This is a genomic window from Maridesulfovibrio spiralis (SeqCode), assembly GCF_048571135.1.
Lineage (GTDB): Bacteria > Desulfobacterota > Desulfovibrionia > Desulfovibrionales > Desulfovibrionaceae > Maridesulfovibrio > Maridesulfovibrio spiralis.
The window spans coordinates 3,515,061-3,532,610 of sequence record NZ_CP182344.1; the positions used below are offsets into that span (position 1 = coordinate 3,515,061).

The following is a 17,550-nucleotide window of genomic DNA, read 5'->3' on the forward strand; positions in this document are numbered from 1 at the left end:
GATTTTTGGGCGCATGCTCGACATATGGATGTTTCCGTACTCGGCAGACAAAAGGGGTAACTCATCATTTGAGTTGCCCCTTTTGTCTTTTGGCGGTTCAGGAGCAATTAGAATTTTAAATAAGCATTGCAAATAAAATGTCCTTGGCGGTATGATATTAAAGGATACCATATTAGTTCTGTAATCACGGGAGGGTGGTTTGTTAGTAATTTCAAATAACCGTAACGTTGCCAAGGCCTTGTCAGACTTATTGAAAAGCAAGTTTACGGTGACTTTGAGCAATGCTGACGTGGATGAGATTGAGTCACATCTGCGAGAGCGTCCGTATTCTGTAGTGATTATAGAAGGCGCTGGATTTAATGAAATTAAGTCTTTACTACAAGAGCTGGAATCCATCGGTATTACCAGCAAATCTGTTTTATTATTACTTGCGAAGTTTGATGATCAAACATTAAAAGACTGCCACAGCTATAAGTGCGTGAAGTCTATTTTAACTAAGCCATGCAGTAAGAAAGATATCTGGACCGCTGTTGACTCTGTTTTAGAAGGAATAAGTACACAAAAAGTAGAAAATAAAGTAAATTTTAGAGTTTTGCATGCCGTTCTAGAAGCATATTCATTAAAAAATATAATTCTTTATAGATGCTACACTAAAGTAGGTGAGTGTTTGTTGGGAGTAAAACCTTTTTTAGAGTATGATAGCGACTATATGTATGATTTGTTTGCGTTGTATATGATTACAGTAACAACTTTAGAAGATGATTTAATTTCAGATTTAATGTCAGGTGAGCATAGTCAAAAGAAAACAGTAAACACATTAATTTCTCAAATTGAAAAGATTATAAGTAATAATAATATTCCTCTGTCCAGCATAGATTCACAGTGTTTTAAGGATATTCTCTATATAAATAAGCGATATAACGGCAAAGGTTATCCTAAAGATGATCTGGCCGGTGATTTAATTCCTTACGCATCAAGGTTACTCCGGATTTTGTTTGATTACTATTGCCTGACAGAAAAGGGCAAAAGTACGGGTGAATGTCTCTTCATAATGAAAAGGAGAACCGGATGGTATGATGAAAGTCTCTTGGAAATATTTATTCAGTCTTTGGGGGAAGCTGCTGTTTTTGAACGGGAGATATATCCTCTTGGCCTGCAAAAAGGGATGGTGATGGCTCAGGATTTGTTTGGTAATATGAATGGTAAGAAACTATTGGTTGTTAAAAAGGGTCAGACATTAAGTGACAGCAATATTGATTATATCCATAGACATGCGAAAGATATATTAGACATTACTGAACCTGTGCTTATCAAAGAGAGTCTTTCCTTTGGGGAAGTAGAAAATGCTTAAGAAAATATCCGTAAAAAGGCTCAAAGTAGGTCTTCATATTTATCTTAAAGATATTCCATGGTTTAAACATCCTTTCTTTAGGTCGAACTTTAAAATTAAAAGTAACAATGAAATATATGATATTCAGGGCATAGGCTGTGAATATGTTTATTACGATGCTACAAAGAGTTCTGTCGAACCGCTGAGGCAAGATAGTCCTGCGAAAGCACCAAGCAATTCATCTGTGAAAAGTACAGAGATTAAAAAAGAACGTTCAGTTGCATTACGCAAAAGAAAAGAAGCATTTATAAAAACGGAGAAAAAATTTATTGCGTCGGCTGAAAAAGCTGATCAGATTATGCAGGGGATTCTAAAAGGGCAGGTTTCTTTTTGCGATGAAGCTGAGCAGATGGCTAATGAGTTTGCTGATTTCTTTCTTAGTGATGCTGAAACAACATTAAATTTGATCAATTTATCTTCCAGCGATGAGGCTGCTTTGTATTACCACTCGCTAAATGTTGCCATCTTGGCTTGCATGTTGGGTAGTGAGCTTGGAGTTAATGCAGCAGATATGCGAAATCTGTCTCTTGGTGCATTGATGCATGATATAGGTAAGTCAAAGATTCCTAAAAAAATACTGTATAAATCCAATGCAATGACTAAGCCTGAATTAGAGATGATAAAAATGCATACTTTTTACGGTGTGGAAATCTTGTCAGCTGTAAAAGATGTTCATCGTGATGTTATGAAGGCAGTTTATCACCATCATGTGGTTAATGGTAAGGGCAGTTATCCTACAAGTGTGGATTATGAAACCAAGTCGCTAATTGCTAAGGTTGTTACTGTTGTTAATGTATATGATAATTTGATCAATGACAGGTCTGTAGATAAGAGTTTGACTCCGCATAAAGCACTTGCTTACATGTATAAGGTCTATAGTGAAAAGTTAGACAGTAATGTGCTTGGTCATTTCATAAGAATGCTTGGAGTCTACCCGCCTGGGTCAATTTGCGAGCTTGATTCCGGTGAAATTGCTATGGTTGTCAGCATTGGCGAAAATCCTTTGCTGCCCGAAGTTGTTTTATGTGATTTAAATGTTCCCAAAAATGAAGCGATGATCATTAAACTTGGTACCGACATTGATTCAAAAGTGGAAAAGGTGTTGGCTCCGACCGATTTGACTAGTGATCAAGTAAAATATCTATCCCCAAAAACAAAAATTGGTTATTATGCTGAAGTAAAAGATAAAACCAAGGAGTAACGGGTGCTGGTAGATAATATTGTTTGGGAATTAAAACATTCAGTAGGAAATGATGTTATAGATGAGCAGCATAAATTTTTATTTGAAATTCTATCAAATTGTGTTGAGCCTGGCGATAAGACAGAAGTTAAATATCTAATATTGGTTAGAGATTTGCTAGGTTATTGTCAGGAACATTTTTTAACGGAAGAAAAGTTGCTGGCCGAAAAAGGATATCCGGATTTAGAAGCCCATGCTTTAGAGCACAGTAAGATTCTTGCTGCTGTAGAGAAAATTGTTTTTAAGCTCTACAACGGAATTCCTTTGAATTTTGATAGTGTTGATAAATTTGTATTTAATTGGGTTGTTAAACATATTCTGGAACGGGACATGAAATACAAAGATTATATTTAAAAATATAGTCAGCTCTTGTTTGTTGTTCCATTTTCAACTCTTGAAATTTATTCTGCCTTCCTCAAAGCCTGTTCATACACACCCGTTATTCTTTTGAAAATATTACTCCATGTATAGGGAGCTATGAATTCTTCAATCTGTATGGGGTCGGGTTGCGGTCCGGTTTGGGCGTCATTGATGCTTTCTGCAAGAGCTTCTGTTAACCGTTGCTCCAGCAAATGTTCATCCTCGGGGTACGCAGTATCGATTGTTTGCAGCTTGGGAAGTTTAACCATGCGTACTATAGACTTGTTCGGCTCGGGGAACAGTTCTTTTGCTCCCGGTAAATCCGTGGTCACTACCCGGCATCCGCAAGCCAGTGCTTCCAGTAAAACGAGTGGCAGACCCTCAAAAAATGACGGCAGGACAAAGATATGTGAGCGGCGCATCAATTCGCCAAGTTCTTTATGCGAAAGCACACCGTGCACAGTTACCCGGTCTCCGTGTTCCGCAGCGAGATCAAGGCATTGCTGCTTTTCCGGCCCGCTTCCGCTCCCCACCAGATTTAAATGGAAAGGCTGGTCCGTAATATTCTTCAGGCAGCGGAGCAGCCATGGAACTCCTTTGGATCTGTTCAATTTTCCTGCGTACAGAATTTCAATCTTATCCCGCGCTAATTTCTGGGGAGCAGTGAAAAAGCATTTCTGGTTGAATCCGCCGCTGACGGTTGCTACCTGTTCAGCCGGGATATCCAGCAGTTGCATTATTTCCTGCTTTTGCTGACCGAACAAAGCAATGATCCGATCTATTTTTGAAAGATCCTCTACCAGCGAACGGCTAAGCTCCGGGCAAAGGATGTGCTGCCGCAGACACGTGCCGTGGCATGTTGTGACCAGTGGAATTTCAGGGGCAACCCTTCTGGCTGCTGCTGTAGCCATCCATAAATGATTGGAATGAATCAGGTCCGGGGAAAATTTAGCTACTGCCTGCGTGATGACATGCTCGAATTTGCTGAGGTAGGCGTTGATTTCTCCGGGGTTCAGATGTGCGCACACAGTGCTTGGGTAGGGCATGACATCGCTCATGCCGACCACTTTGAAATTCAGGTCTTCGTGTTCAAAGTGAACAAACATGCAATGTTCCGGTGCGATTCCACCGCATAAAGTGGTTTCATCGAGCGAAAATCCTTTGGGCACACCAGCGATCAGGAAAGGTTCATGTCCGGATACTCTGCTTTGGAGGATCATTTCCTGTACGTATTTTCCGCTCCCGGTAGCATCGGGTATCTGACTCAAAAGATGGAGGATTTTCATAGCCAAGACATAGGCAGGTTTCAAAGGGCGGTCAACAGCGTTTCTGCCGGCTGTGAAAATATGTCATGTATTGAATTTGTCTATGCTTATGCTCTTCGCTGATTGTTAATAGCTATTTGATATCATTTTTGAATTCCTGTTATGTGACAATAAACAAAGGTAGAAAGCATGCAGGTTGAATCTCTCATAGAGCACGGCACAGGGGTCCTGAACGAAGATTATCTTTTGATGGAAGGTAATATGTTTGGTGTTTTTGACGGGGCCACAAGTTTGTCTCCGCAAACATACGAAAACGGGCAGACCGGCGGTTTTCTGGCTTCGAGCATTGCTGGCGAAGAATTCAGGAAAAATCACGGGACTATGGAAGAGCTTGCAAGGCGGGCCAACATGGTTATCCGCGAGGAGATGGCCCAGCGTAATGTGGACTTGGACAATAAACAGGATCTGTGGAGTACCAGTGCCGCTGTGGTACGAATTCACGGGGATATGATGGAGTGGGCGCAGATTGGTGATTGCAGAATCGTCTGCGTCTATGAGAACGGTGAATTTGATTTTGTATGCCAGTGTCCGGATCAGGATTTTGAAACATTGAGCATATGGAAAGATGTCGGCCCGTCGACAGATGAACCCATCGGTGTGGCCCTGCATGAACAGATAGCCAAAGTGCGCTGCCGTATGAATCTGGATTACGGTGTGTTCAATGGAGAGCCTGAAGCTATAGATTTCCTTCAGTCGGGAAAGCTTGACTTGAGTGGGGTTCGAAATGTCCTGTTGTTTACCGACGGTCTGCTGCTGCCCAACGAGAATCCTTGGGAAGAACGGGATTTCGGTGAACAGGTTGACCTTTTCCGGGAGTCCGGCCTCAAAGGTCTTCGGGATCACATCCGCAGCATTGAGGCCACCGACCTTGGTTGCCGTCTCTACCCGCGTTTTAAAACTCATGATGATATCGCAGCCGTCGCCATTAATATGTGCTAAGGGCCGCCAAACTGCATTGAAAATTTTCCAAATTATACGCCTTAGGGAGGCATGAAATGAAGATCGGCAACCGTATTAAATGGGCCGTGCTGGCTCTGCTTGCACTTGTTATTATTCCGGCAGCGGCCATTGCTTCTGACGCAAAGCTTGAAGAAAAAGTGGTTGTTTATTCCACCCACGGTGAATCCATGCTTGAGCTTGTCGCTGATGCCTTTGAAGATAAAACCGGGGTAGCTGTAGAGTTTATCAACCTGAAAGGTGAGCTGGCAGACAGGGTGCGTGCTGAAAAAGCGAATCCGCAGTCAGATGTTATGTACGGCGGACCTTCTTCTGTTTATCAGGAGCTGAAAAAAGAAGATCTTTTCGCTCCTTCCACTCCCGTCTGGGCTGCCAAGATCAATCCCCTTTTCAAAGATAAGGAAGGCTACTGGTTCGGTACAATCCAGACTCCCGTGCTGATGTTCTACAACAGCAAAATGATGAGCAAGGCTGAAGCTCCCAAAGACTGGTGGGATCTGGCTGACAAAAAATACGGCAATAAGATTGTATCCCGTAACGCTCTTTCTTCTTCCGCCCGTGCTACTTACTCCGCTCTGCTTGAGCAGTTTGATAAGAAAGGTGAGATGGCAGAAGGCTGGAAATTTTTGAAAGCCATGGATGGTAACGTAAAACGTTATTACGGTAGCGGATCATTGCAGTTTCAGGCTGTCGGCCGTGAAGAAGCACCGCTCAGTTTTGCTGTGCTTAACTCGGTGATTGATAACAAAATCAAGAACAAGATGCCTCTTGAAATTATTGATGCGGAAAGCGGTTCCCCGGTAATTACCGACGGTATCGCTGTTATCAAGGGAGCGAAGCATCCCAACGCTGCCCTGGCATTTGTTGAGTTTGCAGGCGGTGCCGAAGCGCAGGCCATGCTTGCCAACAAGTTCAACCGCATGCCCACCCATCCTGATGCTATCGCAAAAGCACCGAAGTGGATGAGCGAGATCAAATTCAAGGTTATGGATGTTGATTGGGGTTCTCTTGCTGCCAAGCAGTCCGCATGGATGCAGAAATGGGATTCTGAAATCAAGGATTCCGGCAAGGATAAGAAATAGGAGAATCAAATGGGATATGTTGTCCTTGAGGGAGTGGAAAAAACTTTTGACTCCGTTAAGGCCTGTTCTCAGATTGACCTTTCCATACGCAAAGGTGAGTTCTTCACCTTTCTAGGCCCTTCGGGGTGCGGAAAAACAACATTGCTGCGCCTGATTGCGGGACTTATCACCCCGCAATCAGGCGCGGTTTTTATTGGCGGGAATGACGTTACCCATCTGCCGCCGGAAAAACGCAAGGTTGGGATGGTCTTTCAGAACTACAGCCTTTTTCCATACCTGACCGTTAGGCAGAATATCGAGTACGGCCTGAATATTTTGAAGAAGTCAGCTTCTGAAAAGCAGCAGATTACCGACCACTACATGGAGATGGTCGGCCTGTCCGGGTTTGGAGGGCGGAGCGTTGCCGAGCTCTCCGGTGGAGAGCAGCAACGTGTGGCTTTGGCGCGCTCGCTTGCGGTTGAGCCGGAAGTGCTGCTTCTGGATGAGCCTCTTTCTAATCTCGATGCCCGGTTGCGCGATAAAATGCGTTCCGAGATTAAATCCTTGCAGAAGCGGTTGGGCATCACCACCATCTTTGTGACTCATGATCAGACCGAAGCCCTGACCCTTTCCGACCGCATTGCGGTGTTCAATGAAGGGAGCGTTGTGCAGGTGGGAACGCCGCAGGAGATTTACAATGATCCCGAAAATGTTTTCGTGGCCTCCTTTGTGGGCGACACCAATTTATTTGAAGTAGCGGTTTGCACAGGAGTCGCCTGTCTTGAGGACGGCACGAAATTCAAACTGCCTGCATCCGCTGGTTCCGGGAATATACTTTCCGTTCGCCCGCAAAATATAAAGCTTTCAAAGTCTGTGGTTCATGAGCCGAATACTTTTGAGGGAATGTTGATCGAACGGCAGTTGAATGGTGTCTGGATAGATTCAGTGGTGCAGGTGGATGAAAATAGTTTGCAGGTTGCCGAGCTTAATTCTGTCGATTCGCAGACACTTCTTGAGCCGGGTGATACTGTCTGGATTACTTTTCCGGAAAACGGATTCAGGCTTCTTGAAGGCTAGTCTCCAGTTGAGTTTATGATCATGGATATGAATAAATTGAAAAGCCGCATTGTTCCCGGCGCAGGACTCGGGGTACTCCTTTTTGTGCTGCTGGGATATATTCTGTATCCGGCTTTGACTACATTGCAGAAAAGCCTTGCTGTGGGCGATGGCTTAGGCTTGGGAAATTATTCCGAATTTTTTGTTTCCGCTAGTAGCCTGCTTGTCTTGCAGAACACACTTGTTTTGGGAGGACTCACTGTGCTGTTTTGCGGTATAGTGGGAACCGGGTTGGCTTTTCTGGTTCATTATTTTGAATGCCCACACCGAAATCTGTTGGATAAGCTTTTGCTGCTTCCGGTTATGATGCCGGGGATCATTATTGTTTTCGCTTTTGTGCAGCTTTATGGGGAAAGCGGGCTGGTGACCAAGACTCTCCAGCTTTTACTGGGGCTTGATGAAATTCCATACAACTTTACAGGTCTGTACGGGATTCTGTTTGTCCATATTTACACGCAGTATGTCTATTTTTACCTCACTGTTTCTCTGGCTATCAAGCAGATAGATTTTTCTGTGATTGAAAGTGCCAGAATTCTTGGAGCGTCGCGCTTTAAGGTCTTTGCTTCCGTAATTCTGCCTTGTGTCGCTCCGGCGATTATCACCTCTGCCGCTGTTACATTCATGACCGGCGTCGGCTCTTTTTCCGCCCCGAGTATCATCGGCGGGGGATATAAGGTTCTGACTACCCAGATACTGCTTTCAAAGGCAAATAATTTTATGGAAACCGCAGCGGTGCAGGTCGTCGTGCTGACCGTAATTTCCATGGCTTTTTTTGCCTTGCTGCGCTGGTATGAGAAACGCAGGCTTTTTGTCGGATCTGTTAAGGGAGTTCCATTTCAGCCTGTAAGGATTAATAGCGTGTTGCTCCGTAATCTTGCTTCAGGTATCAAATTCGTGCTGATCCTCCTGATTCTGCTTCCGTTCATTACTATTATTGTTCTGTCGTTCGTCGAATCCAGTTCATGGATGGTCAGTATCTACCCGCAGGAATTTTCTCTGGGTAATTTCGAGGCAGTCTTTATGAAAGCCCGGAAGTTCAGGCCGTTCATGAACAGTGTTGAGATGTCTGTGCTTGCTGCCTTTGTTTGTCTGCTGGTTGCTGTTCCGGCATCGTGGATAATAGAAAAAACAAATCTGAAGTTTAAGGGGCTGGTTGAATTTCTGGTCGTCCTGCCTTGGGCTATGCCGGCAAGCGCGATAGCCATAAACCTGATCATAGCCAACAGCACTCCAACAATATTCTCTTTCAATACCGTACTGGTGGGGGCCTATGTGTTGTTACCCTTGGGATATTTCATCAAGTCATTGCCGATTGTGGTCAGAGTTACCCACATTTCTTTTCAGGGCTTGAATTCTACATTGCTTGAAGCATCGCGAAGTCTTGGGGCTACCGGATTCATGACGTTCCGTAAGGTTGCGCTGCCCATCATTTATCCGGGGCTGCTGGCAGGTTTTTTATATGTATTCGTGCGTAGCATCGGGGAATATACGATTTCGGCGTTCCTTTATACGGCATCCAATAAACCGGTTTCTATCGCCATGGTCAATGCGATTTTTGAATATGACATCGGTCTTGCCATGGCCTACGGGACTCTCCTGATGCTGATGACAGTATTTTTGAGCTTTGTGATTACTAAGTTGAGTCCATTAGTAAGGTGATTGAATTTAAAAAGAAAACCCCGTCTTAAAAAAGACGGGGTTTTCAATTTCAACATTATTGATCAGCAGGTCCGGTTATCAGCCACAACCGCCGCAGCAGCTGCCGCAACCGCCCTGAGCTTCTTCGAATACGAGGGAAGAAGAAATTTCGATTCCCAAGGGTGTCAGGTCGATCTGCATCGGCTTGGCCTGATCAAGAAGCTCTTGGTCTACAACGAAGTCGTAGCCTTCAAGAGTGATGGTTTCATCGCCTTCTTTTGCGGAGTCGATACCAAGGGCAAGTTTGGTTCCGCTGCATGCAGATGCGATGTATATACGTATAGGTTCTTTATCTTTTCCTGAGAAATGTTCATCAAGAACTTCTTTAGCTTTTTCTGTTATCTTAAGCATCAAATTGCTCCTTTTGAGGTTGTGTTTCTTAAAGAATAGCTCTCATGCAATGTAAGTCAACACACTTTGCGGAAAAAATGTTTACTATTTATTGGGTTTTGCATTGTGCTATTTTCGGATAGGCCAAAGCTATCAATTCGGTCCGGAAAAGTTAACTGTTCTCCTTGACGAATTGTCCCGGTGAAATACCTATTACCTTTTTGAAGTGGCGGGAAAAATGACTTTGGTCAGAAAATCCGGATTTAAGTGCCGCCTCAATCAGCGGGGTGTTGTTTTCGATAAGCCTTTGCGCCTCCTGAACCCGCCGATAAATAATGTATTCCTGCGGTGAACGGCCATACTGGCCTACAAATATTTTTTGCAGATGAAACGGGCTTAAGCATGCTATTTCTGCCAGTTCCGGTAGTGTGAGCTTTTGTTGAAAATTTTGATCAATGAATGATTTTACCCGTTGCAGCGCATCCTGTTGCGCTCCCACCTTGCGCGGAACTATTTCGCCCCGGCTGTGTTTTTCTATGACTTGATACAGGAATGAATTGAGTGCAGCATGTTTTTCGAGATCCGTTCCGGGAATATTTATCAGCTTAAATAATTCCTCAAAAGAGGATCGGTCATAATTCGTATACGCAACTGTTGGGTCAAAATACGGTTCCCGGCAATAGCGACCGCATATCTCAGCGGCGAGCTTCAACATGTATTGGCTGGTAACACATAGCGCGCGGTAAGAGTGTGGCTCGGATTCCTGAGTCGAGATGGGTTCGCATTTATGAGGTATGCCGGGGGGCAGTATGCACAGCTCCCCGGCTTTGATGATGACGGTATCGGAGTTGACGCTGAGTTTGCGTGTTCCGCAATCTATCAAGGTAAAGATGTAACTTGAATGTACATGTCTTGGGAATTGGTTGCCAATGCCCGAGGCTTCTACAAAAGTTATCTCGGTTAAGCCTTCCGGTTCATGGAAGATCAGTTTTTGTTTAATCGGATTCATATGTCCCGGTTTATAGCAATGCAGGGAAGAACTTGGCAAGAAGCGTTAAGCCTTCTTCCCCTGCATGCACACTGTGCTGTTCTCCCTTGGGGATTATTGCCGATTTTCCCGGGTGATAAGGCGTGGTTATGCTGTCCAATGTGGCTTCTCCGCTACCTTCAATTATTTCATGCAGTTCCCATTGATTTTCATGTACATGGCTTTTCAGGGTGCAGCCCGGATCAATGCGTACAATGTGGCAGCTCAATTGACCGTCGGTGTTTTTGCCGGTGACGATATGTTTGAGTTGCACACCTTCAAAAGCAGGGTGCGGGTTCCATGGCTGGTCGGCAGAATTTATGGGGCCTTCAATAGTTTCAATTGTGCCGTTAACTGCAAGTGCCGAAAATTCAGTAGTTGTCATTTATTACTCCTTTAAGTTTGAAATTATCTCATTAGTGGAGTGATAAACCGGCTGGAGGGAACAGTATTGTATGATCTTGGGAATGTTGAGCATATAAAAAGGCGGATAAGGTTGAAACCTTATCCGCCTTTTAAACTAATGCAATGAGATTTAAACTATTTCCATTTGGAAAGCAGGAGGGCTTAAAAGCAGCTTTTTGATAGGGCAAAGATCCAGAGCGCGGAGCAGGGCGGCTTTGTATTTTTCAGGAAAGCCTTCCGGGATGGTCAACTCGTATGTGAAATGGTTGATCTGGTTTCCCTGCTGGTTGTATCTGTATCTTACTTTCAAGCCAAGGCCTTCCATGGGAAGTGATTTTGATTCACAGAACTTGCGGGCGTAGTGTGCGGCGCATGTTGCCAGAGAGGCCAGAAAAAGGTGGGTGGGTTCCGGAGCGGAACCTTGGCCGCCTTCACTGGTGGGCATGTCGACGTCTATACAGTAATCATCAGTGATGGCTGAAAGCTTTTGTCCTTCACCGAATTCTATCTTGATCTCATTAGTCATAATGGCTCCGATCAACTGAAAAATGTTAATAAAAGCCTACCTAACTGGTAGTTACTTCAAGATGCGCTTAAATGCAGGAAAAATCAATGGTTTGGACTGATAAAATGAGCTAAAATATGCTGCAATCTGTTGTTTTGGATCATTTTGGGATGTGACCGGAATTAATCCCGTCATTATTTCCCATGGCGTCATGTAGAACTTGCTCAAAATCTACTTCAGTGGACATGCGAAATCCACATCCTTCGGGAAGTTCTCCCAATTGAAGGAAGATAGATGGAGACGGAAAATTACGGCATAGTTGAGGTCTGTTTTCGTAATCGTTGCAGGTTCCGTTTTGGTTGAGACAGGTGCAGGCGAATTTCAGATAGCCTTCTTCAGTCTTTCCGCAGATTTCGAAACGGGTAAGCGATTCATCTTCACAGGCGGCTTTCCGGAAATGTTTTAGTTTTTTTATCCATTTACCTTCGACCTGCAGACATATGGACTGGCAGCAGCTACCGCACAAATTACAGGAGCCGCGGATAACAACGGCCTTCCTTTTTCTTTTGAGCCGCCATTTGCGGTAGTTGAAACGCAGGTATTCAAAAAAGTTCATTGATGGAAAATAGTCCTTGAAGGCGAGGAATGCAAGCAGCTGCTATAGAAGCGGTTTCCCGGCAACTTTGAAATTTACATACAAATTCAGCAGATAGTTCCACATGCCGGTGGCAAGGGAAACAAGAATGCGGGAGATCATGTACTGCCATTTTAAAATGTCGACCATGATGTACATTCCCCCGGTTACAATGACCAACCCTGTGCCGGCGATAAGCAGAAAGCCGAGGTAGCCCTGTTTGAATTCACGGGTAGTTCCTTTGAAAACCAGATGCCTGCTAATATAATAGTTTATTGAGACCGCAATGAAGAAAGCCAGCCCTGCTGCGAAAACAGGGGACCAGCCGAATCCGTCAGTGAAGAGATAGAGCACGCCGAGGTCAAAGAGAAAAGTTCCACCGCCTACACAGGTGTAGCGTAGAAAACGTGATATTCCTCTGGCATCCCAAGCGGGGCGTCTTCTGGTGGAGTAGGAGTCGGCAATTGCTTTGAACAGTACCTGAAGGCTCTTTTCCATATATTTGCCTTTTGCAGTTGCTGGAAGGGAAGTCTGCGGTTTGTGTTTTGAGCAGAAAGCCTTGTAGTGTGAAAAAAGTCAAGTCTGGCTGGAAAAGGTTGCTAATTTGTAATCTCGCGTTCACACAAAAGAAAGACCCCGCTGAATGAGGGGGTGAAATCCTCGTCAGCGGGGCTTGCGGCGTTCGGGTCAGGTTGCGCCAAACCTCCCTTGTGCCGTCTGGAAGAAAGGGTGTCTGTTCAGTGATGAACAAAGAGTGAAATGAAATTTTTTTGTTAAAGGAGGCCGTTTCGTGCCTCGTTGATCCGTTTATATGGAAACGACTTTCATATGTCTAATATATAATTTGTGCTAGTTTGATACTTTCAAAGTCTTGAAGTGTTTGTGGCTGGGGAGTTGTGCGGAAAGTTCTGTCTTTTGGTAGATATTCGAATAATGTTTGATTTAGTATTGTGTTTCGGATTTATAATTCTTTTGCTTGTTTATCTACTTTGGTTTGTTTTATGGGTTTTTTAAAATTAAATTTTATATTATCTGATAGCCATGACTAACAGCCTTAAAATATTGCTTGTCGATGATAATGCCGTGAACCTGACTCTTCTTGAAAGATGGCTTAAAGGTGAAGGGGCAGAGTTATTCAAAGCTACTGGCGGTGAGGAAGCTATAAATCTATGTTTGGAAAATGATTTTGCTGTGATCCTTTTGGATGTGCAGATGCCGGGTCTCGACGGCTACGAAACAGCAAAATTAATCAAAGGCATAGATGCATGCCGTCTTGTTCCAATCATTTTCCTAACCGCTATCTATAAAGATCCGGCCTACGCGCGTATGGCTTATGAGGCCGGGGCTGTTGATTTTCTTACCCAGCCTATTGATCCTGCCGCATTGAAGGGCAAGGTGAGCGTATTTTTGGAATTGAAGCGACAGAAGGACCAACTCGAACACGAGATTGCCCAGCGTATCAAAACAGAGCTGGCGTTAAGGACTGCGGAAGAAAAATACCGCAATATCTTTGAACGTGCAGTTGAGGGGATTTTTAGGTCCACAATTGATGGTAAATTTGAAGAAGTAAACCCTGCACTTGCGCGTCTTTTGGGGTATGAAAATTCAGAAGAAGCCCTTGCGAACATGCATACGGACAATATCTATAAGCATCCCGGCGATCGCGTAGCATTCATTAAAAAATTGATGCAGGAAAAATCACTTAACGATTATGAGTTGCGCTTCAGGCGCAAGGACGGCTCTTTGATTTGGGTTTCAGAAAGCTGCCGTTTATTTGAAGAAGGTGGAGAGTTCTATATTGAGGGAGTGGTGGAAGATATCACCCATCGCAAAATCAGTGAACTTGATTTGCAGGAAAGGGCTACCCTTGATGCCCTTACCGGAATACCGAATCGCTATCTGTTTTTTGACCGACTTGATAAATCCATTGCCAATGCGGGACGGTATGATGAATCCCTTGCTCTGCTTTTCATTGACCTTAATGACTTTAAGCAAGTCAATGACCAGTTCGGACATCACGCTGGAGATATGTTGCTTTCCATGGTTGCTAAACGTTTGAAATCACGCTTGCGTTCTTCAGATACATTTGCCCGGCTTGGCGGTGACGAGTTTTGTGTCCTGCTGGAGCGTCCATCAGATAAAAATAGCATTGCCCGGGTTGCGGAAGATTTCATCAATTGTCTGGCCGATCCTTTTCAGATTGATGATATCAGTTGTTCTGTGGGTGCTTCTATCGGTATCAGCGTTTACCCCGAGAATGGTGTTACGGCTGAGGAGTTGGTTAAAAATGCAGATAAGGCAATGTATCAGGTCAAGGAAGAACCCGACCGCAAATATTGTTTTTATATCGGGCAGTTTTAGTCTTTATTCAGTGTATCTTTTTATGCGGACCAGGAGTTTGCAGTGAAGGTGTTTTTACCTGTGTTAGGTAAAAACACCTTTTTTTATCAAATGATTAGCCTATGATCCGGTATGGCTTTTTTTTTGTGTCAATTTGATACTAGTTAGGAGAAATCAAACGCTTTGTGAAATATATTCTTTTTAAACATCCCTTTTATCTTATGCTTTAAGCGTTGAAAAATGCTTGTGTGTCGGAATGTTTAGCTGAATCACTCTTGAAAGCATTAAGAAATGTGCTATTACTAGGCTGAAAATTAATTTTACTTGAAATATTGAGTTTTAAGTCTCTGAATTTATATTTGATGTTTTTGTGATTTATCGAACTATCAGTCGTTCAATAGAGTTTGTTACCTGTAAATTCGTGAGACGTCCTTGACACGGGAAAGGGGCAGTGCAATATTTTTTATAAACTATTCTAAGATTTGTTTAGACTTTTTATTTCGTATTGTTTGCAATTCTAAAAAATAATAATTAGTGTTCTTTTCGTGTTACTAATTATTAAAACGTAAGAGAGGTGAAGGGATGGTTTTTTCTTGGCTTCAGTTCGCCATCTTCATGTTTTTGATCGGTGGTCTGCTCTTTGCCGGAGGACCGCTCATACTGTCCGCCCTCGTTCATCCCCGTGCAAAAGGCGGGGATATGGGGATGCCTTATGAATGCGGTATGAAACCTCATGGCAGGGCGTGGAATCAGTTCGGCATCAGCTATTACGTTTATGCATTGCTGTTTCTGGCTTTTGATGTGGACGTCCTCTATCTTTTCCCGGTTTCAGTCTGGTATCCTCATACTGAGGGAATGTTTTATTTTATTGAGGTTGCCGGATTCCTGTCTGTTCTCGCGATTGCAATTATCTATTTTTGGAAAAAAGGAGTTTTCACATGGCCGAGAAAGATCTCCTGACCCAGGGCGGGCATTTTGTCGAGGACGGGATTGTGCGCCTCGAACTTGCCGAAGACGCCATGAACATCTGCCGTTCCATGTCGCTCTGGCCTATGACTTTCGGGTTGGCCTGTTGCGCCATTGAAATGATGGCGGTGGGCATGGCCCGGTATGATATGGCCCGTTTCGGGGCCGAGGTTTTCCGTCCTTCGGCCCGGCAGGCTGACCTGATGATCGTTGCCGGGACAGTGACCAAGAAAATGGCTCCGGCTGTTGTGCGGCTCTATGAGCAGATGCCTGCACCTAAATGGGTTTTGGCTCTTGGTAACTGTGCGATCTCCGGTGGTCCCTTCAAGTTCAAGGGGCAGTATGGAATAGTAGAGGGAGTCGATAATCTCATTCCGGTTGATGTTTACGTCCCGGGCTGTCCTCCGCGTCCCGAAGCTCTGCTCGAAGGACTTTTTCAGATTCAGGAAAAGGTAACCGGAAAACGCTGGTGGCCTGTGCCTGAAGATTTAGAGAAGGAGCGTTCCTTATGATGGATGCCCAGAATATGGATGGCAAGTTAAGCCTTCCAGTGACCCCGCTTATGATTGGCAGGGGAAGTGTTCAGACATCAGGGATAACCATGAATGTCTTCCTTATGGCCGATGATATCCTTCAAGCTGCGGAAGCTATGCTCAAGCAGGCATACCATATTGAAAATATTGATGTGCTTGATGTTGCTGAAGGCTTTCTCGTTACCTACCACTACGCTCATTTCACCAAGCCCGGCCGCATAGCGCATAGAGTGCTGGTTTGCCGGGATGAACCGGAAGTGCCTTCCATCTCATCAATTTATCAGGGTGCGGATTGGCATGAACGTGAGTGTCATGACTTCCACGGAGTTAAGTTTTCGGGGCATCCCAACCTGCTTCCGTTGTTGCTTGATCCGGAAATTCCGGCAGGAGTGCTCCTCAAAGAAGATAAGGCCCGCAAGCCGTTACGCGAAATCCTTAATCCCGGAGAGATTGTTTTTAAAGGGGAAGGCTTCACGCTTTTTGATGAAGATGCACCGGAGGAATCCATATGAACACATTTCCTGAAGGTGATTTCTACACCAATCATTTTGAGAAGGGTGCGGACGACCATACCATGATTTTGAACATGGGTCCGCAGCACCCGTCCACCCACGGTGTTCTGCGCGTTATCCTCGAGTTGGACGGAGAATATATTGTCCGGGCCGAGCCTGTGCTGGGGTATCTCCACCGCATGCATGAGAAAATGGCCGAGGTTAAAAGCTGGGTCCAGTTTATTCCCAACATGGGACGTGTGGACTATCTGCATCCTCTGGCGTGGAACCATGCATACGTTGGTGCTGTTGAAAAGCTGGCCGGGATCGAAGTGCCTGAACGGGCCGAATATATCCGCGTTATTCTCACTGAGTTGAATCGCATCTCTTCGCATCTGCTCTGGTGGGGAGCTTATTTGCTGGACCTCGGAGCGTTTACGCCGATCATGTACGCATTTGATGACCGTGAAATCATGATGGACATGATGCAGAAGGCGACCGGAGCAAGGCTGACTTACAGCAACTTCCGTTTCGGCGGCGTGGTTCATGATCTTGATGTCGGCTTCACGGAGAATTGTACTGCTTTCATCAAACGTCTGCGTGATCGGCTTCCCATGTATAAGGACCTGGTCACAGACAACATCATCCTGCGCAAGCGTATTGAAGATGTTGGTTACATGGATGTGGATATGTGCAACCGTTATGGGGCCACCGGACCGCTTATCCGTGGTGCGGGTGTTGAGCATGATACCCGTCGGGCGGAACCTTATTCCGTTTATGACCGTTTCGATTGGAAGGTTCCGGTTTATACGGAAGCTGACGCAATGGCCCGTTACATGGTGCGCATGGAAGAGATTGAGCAGAGCCTGAATATTGTAGAGCAGGCCCTTGAGCAGCTTCCGGAGGGTGAGCATATTATTAAGAAGGCTCCCAAGCCCACATGGAAGGCTCCGGCAGGGGAAGCGTATTTCTGTACTGAAGGAGCACGCGGAAAGGTAGGAATCCATATCGTAAGTGACGGCGGTAAGATTCCCTACCGGATCAAGTTGCGTGCACCGGGATTTTCCAACCTCTCGTTGTTCGCAGAATGTGCGCAAGGAACAATGCTGGCTGATGCGGTTGCCATTTTAGGCAGTCTGGACATGGTAATCCCGGAAATTGATAGGTAATCA

The 17,550-nt window shown here is 44.8% G+C and carries 19 protein-coding genes; 12 read left to right on the forward strand and 7 right to left on the reverse strand.

Going from position 1 to position 17,550, the window contains the following annotated elements:
• Positions 1 to 199: 199 nt before the first annotated feature.
• From ACNI29_RS15715 to ACNI29_RS15725, 3 genes are read left to right on the forward strand one after another with little or no spacing between them, the layout of a single operon-like run.
• Complete coding sequence (locus ACNI29_RS15715; RefSeq protein WP_419779319.1) at positions 200 to 1,351, forward strand: HD domain-containing phosphohydrolase; 1,152 nt, start codon at positions 200 to 202, stop codon at positions 1,349 to 1,351.
• A complete protein-coding gene (locus tag ACNI29_RS15720; protein WP_419779320.1) occupies positions 1,344 to 2,591 on the forward strand; it encodes a cyclic di-GMP phosphodiesterase in 1,248 nt (415 codons plus the stop codon). The genes ACNI29_RS15715 and ACNI29_RS15720 overlap by 8 nt, the downstream gene beginning before the upstream one ends.
• Positions 2,592 to 2,594: 3 nt before the next feature.
• Complete coding sequence (locus ACNI29_RS15725; protein WP_419779321.1) at positions 2,595 to 2,984, forward strand: bacteriohemerythrin; 390 nt, start codon at positions 2,595 to 2,597, stop codon at positions 2,982 to 2,984.
• Between the two features lie 47 nt (positions 2,985 to 3,031).
• Here ACNI29_RS15725 and ACNI29_RS15730 read toward each other — a convergent pair whose 3' ends face one another.
• Positions 3,032 to 4,276 (reverse strand): glycosyltransferase family 4 protein, encoded by a 1,245-nt coding sequence (locus ACNI29_RS15730; RefSeq protein ID WP_419782115.1) that lies wholly within the window; start codon positions 4,274 to 4,276, stop codon positions 3,032 to 3,034.
• Between the two features lie 168 nt (positions 4,277 to 4,444).
• Between ACNI29_RS15730 and ACNI29_RS15735 the strand changes: the two genes are divergently transcribed.
• From ACNI29_RS15735 to ACNI29_RS15750, 4 genes are read left to right on the forward strand one after another with little or no spacing between them, the layout of a single operon-like run.
• Entirely contained in the window at positions 4,445 to 5,254 is an 810-nt protein-coding gene (locus ACNI29_RS15735) for a protein phosphatase 2C domain-containing protein (RefSeq protein ID WP_419779322.1), read from the forward strand.
• 56 nt (positions 5,255 to 5,310) lie between these two features.
• Positions 5,311 to 6,354 carry an extracellular solute-binding protein gene (locus ACNI29_RS15740; RefSeq protein WP_419779323.1) on the forward strand — a complete coding sequence of 348 codons (1,044 nt, stop codon included), beginning with the start codon at positions 5,311 to 5,313 and terminating at the stop codon, positions 6,352 to 6,354.
• Between the two features lie 9 nt (positions 6,355 to 6,363).
• Positions 6,364 to 7,410: an ABC transporter ATP-binding protein gene (locus ACNI29_RS15745; RefSeq protein ID WP_419779324.1), complete on the forward strand. Its 1,047-nt coding sequence runs from the start codon at positions 6,364 to 6,366 to the stop codon at positions 7,408 to 7,410.
• 27 nt (positions 7,411 to 7,437) lie between these two features.
• Positions 7,438 to 9,108: an ABC transporter permease gene (locus ACNI29_RS15750; RefSeq protein ID WP_419779325.1), complete on the forward strand. Its 1,671-nt coding sequence runs from the start codon at positions 7,438 to 7,440 to the stop codon at positions 9,106 to 9,108.
• A 78-nt stretch (positions 9,109 to 9,186) separates the two neighbouring features.
• Here the strand turns inward: ACNI29_RS15750 and ACNI29_RS15755 are convergent, their stop codons facing one another.
• The 6 genes from ACNI29_RS15755 to ACNI29_RS15780 form a co-directional block, all read right to left on the reverse strand.
• Positions 9,187 to 9,498 (reverse strand): iron-sulfur cluster biosynthesis family protein, encoded by a 312-nt coding sequence (locus tag ACNI29_RS15755; RefSeq protein ID WP_419779326.1) that lies wholly within the window; start codon positions 9,496 to 9,498, stop codon positions 9,187 to 9,189.
• A gap of 151 nt (positions 9,499 to 9,649) precedes the next feature.
• Positions 9,650 to 10,486 (reverse strand): AraC family transcriptional regulator, encoded by an 837-nt coding sequence (locus tag ACNI29_RS15760; RefSeq protein WP_419779327.1) that lies wholly within the window; start codon positions 10,484 to 10,486, stop codon positions 9,650 to 9,652.
• 10 nt (positions 10,487 to 10,496) lie between these two features.
• Positions 10,497 to 10,889, reverse strand: a complete 393-nt coding sequence (locus ACNI29_RS15765) for a cupin domain-containing protein (protein WP_419779328.1) — start codon at positions 10,887 to 10,889, stop codon at positions 10,497 to 10,499.
• A 150-nt stretch (positions 10,890 to 11,039) separates the two neighbouring features.
• Entirely contained in the window at positions 11,040 to 11,435 is a 396-nt protein-coding gene (locus ACNI29_RS15770) for an OsmC family protein (protein ID WP_419779329.1), read from the reverse strand.
• A 139-nt stretch (positions 11,436 to 11,574) separates the two neighbouring features.
• The gene (locus ACNI29_RS15775) at positions 11,575 to 12,030 is read right to left on the reverse strand and encodes a YkgJ family cysteine cluster protein (RefSeq protein ID WP_419779330.1); all 456 of its coding nucleotides are present in this window, start codon (positions 12,028 to 12,030) and stop codon (positions 11,575 to 11,577) included.
• A 42-nt stretch (positions 12,031 to 12,072) separates the two neighbouring features.
• Positions 12,073 to 12,546, reverse strand: a complete 474-nt coding sequence (locus ACNI29_RS15780; RefSeq protein WP_419779331.1) for a GtrA family protein — start codon at positions 12,544 to 12,546, stop codon at positions 12,073 to 12,075.
• 543 nt (positions 12,547 to 13,089) lie between these two features.
• Between ACNI29_RS15780 and ACNI29_RS15785 the strand changes: the two genes are divergently transcribed.
• The 5 genes from ACNI29_RS15785 (at position 13,090) to ACNI29_RS15805 (ending at position 17,547) form a co-directional block, all read left to right on the forward strand.
• Complete coding sequence (locus ACNI29_RS15785; RefSeq protein WP_419779332.1) at positions 13,090 to 14,409, forward strand: two-component system response regulator; 1,320 nt, start codon at positions 13,090 to 13,092, stop codon at positions 14,407 to 14,409.
• Between the two features lie 561 nt (positions 14,410 to 14,970).
• A complete protein-coding gene (locus ACNI29_RS15790; protein ID WP_419779333.1) occupies positions 14,971 to 15,348 on the forward strand; it encodes an NADH-quinone oxidoreductase subunit A in 378 nt (125 codons plus the stop codon).
• Entirely contained in the window at positions 15,327 to 15,866 is a 540-nt protein-coding gene (locus tag ACNI29_RS15795) for an NADH-quinone oxidoreductase subunit B (RefSeq protein ID WP_419779334.1), read from the forward strand. Before ACNI29_RS15790 ends, ACNI29_RS15795 begins: the two co-directional genes overlap by 22 nt.
• Entirely contained in the window at positions 15,863 to 16,399 is a 537-nt protein-coding gene (locus ACNI29_RS15800; RefSeq protein WP_419779335.1) for an NADH-quinone oxidoreductase subunit C, read from the forward strand. The genes ACNI29_RS15795 and ACNI29_RS15800 overlap by 4 nt, the downstream gene beginning before the upstream one ends.
• Complete coding sequence (locus ACNI29_RS15805; protein ID WP_419779336.1) at positions 16,396 to 17,547, forward strand: NADH-quinone oxidoreductase subunit D; 1,152 nt, start codon at positions 16,396 to 16,398, stop codon at positions 17,545 to 17,547. The genes ACNI29_RS15800 and ACNI29_RS15805 overlap by 4 nt, the downstream gene beginning before the upstream one ends.
• Positions 17,548 to 17,550 lie beyond the last annotated feature (3 nt).